General features: G+C 71.2%; 1 protein-coding gene and 1 pseudogene. Both read right to left on the bottom strand.

Annotated elements, in window-relative coordinates:
* On the bottom strand, positions 1–220 hold a 220-nt coding region (locus B9S61_RS03700), incomplete at its 3' end, for a hypothetical protein (protein WP_146064698.1).
* Positions 221–589: 369 nt separating this feature from the next.
* A pseudogene (locus B9S61_RS03695) lies at positions 590–978 on the bottom strand (precorrin-6y C5,15-methyltransferase (decarboxylating) subunit CbiE); the annotation flags it as partial.

Below are 978 nucleotides of genomic sequence, written 5' to 3'. Positions count from 1 at the left end.
GCGGACCGGGCGCGTGCACGGTCTCGACGACCGGCTCGGGCGCGGGCGGGGCGATCTCGTTGCCCCAGGCGCCCTGGGCGCCGGGCAGCAGCAGGTCTTCGTCCTCGGCGGGACTGTCGGAGAGGTAGGTGTACGCGTCGGGCGCGGGGACGCCCGGCTGCTCCACCATGCCTGCGTTCTCCGGCAGTCCCTCGCCCGGGACCTGGCCGGTGTCGGTCATGCGTACCCCTCGCCCATCGGTTAGTGCTCCTACGACCAGCTCACCCGGAACGGCGCACCGACCGCCCCACACTGACAGAACGAGCGTGCGTCCACAGCGGCACGAACGGCCTGTCCGAAAAAGGCGACAAAGCCATTCACTGGCATTGTCGCGGCCGCACGGCCGTCGCGTCAGCTTGATCGGCGACGGATCCGCTGTGGACTGCGCCACGTTGCGCGTCCTCCGGTTCCTGCCGTACCACGACCCAACCCAAAACGGGCGGGTTTTCCGGACATTGGCCGACGAAGCGACGGGCGTCCAGTGCGGTACAACGATCGGCCAGCCTACCCCGCGCGGTACGACAACCCGATCACGGGGACGCTTGTCGGATCAATTGCCGCGCGCGGGAAGCACCCCGCTGAGCAGGAACGCGACGCTCCGTTCCGTCTCCGTCCAGGTCCGGGTGTCGAGTTCGACGGACTGCAGCAGGGCGCACTCGACCTGGTACCCGTGTTCGGTCAGATTCCGGCCGATGAGTTCGGCCGCGTCCCGGGTGGCGGCGTGCGCGACGATGCGCTGCGGACGGCGGTCGGCGACCGCGGACACCACGGCCGCTCCCCCGCCGCCGACGCGGACGACGTCCGGTTCCGGAAGGTTCTCCAGTACGTGCGGAGCGTTGCCGTGGACGATCTGGAGCTGGACCCCGTGGCGGCGGGCGGCGGCGTCGGTACGGGCGCAGGCGCCGTGGTCGCCGTCGACGGCGATGACGGCGGCGCCGG

It is taken from the genome of Streptomyces sp. SM1, assembly GCF_002910825.1.
Classification (GTDB): Bacteria; Actinomycetota; Actinomycetes; order Streptomycetales; family Streptomycetaceae; genus Streptomyces; species Streptomyces okerensis.
The sequence above is the reverse complement of the archived record's forward strand: the minus strand, read 5'-3'. Positions and strand labels throughout refer to the sequence as shown.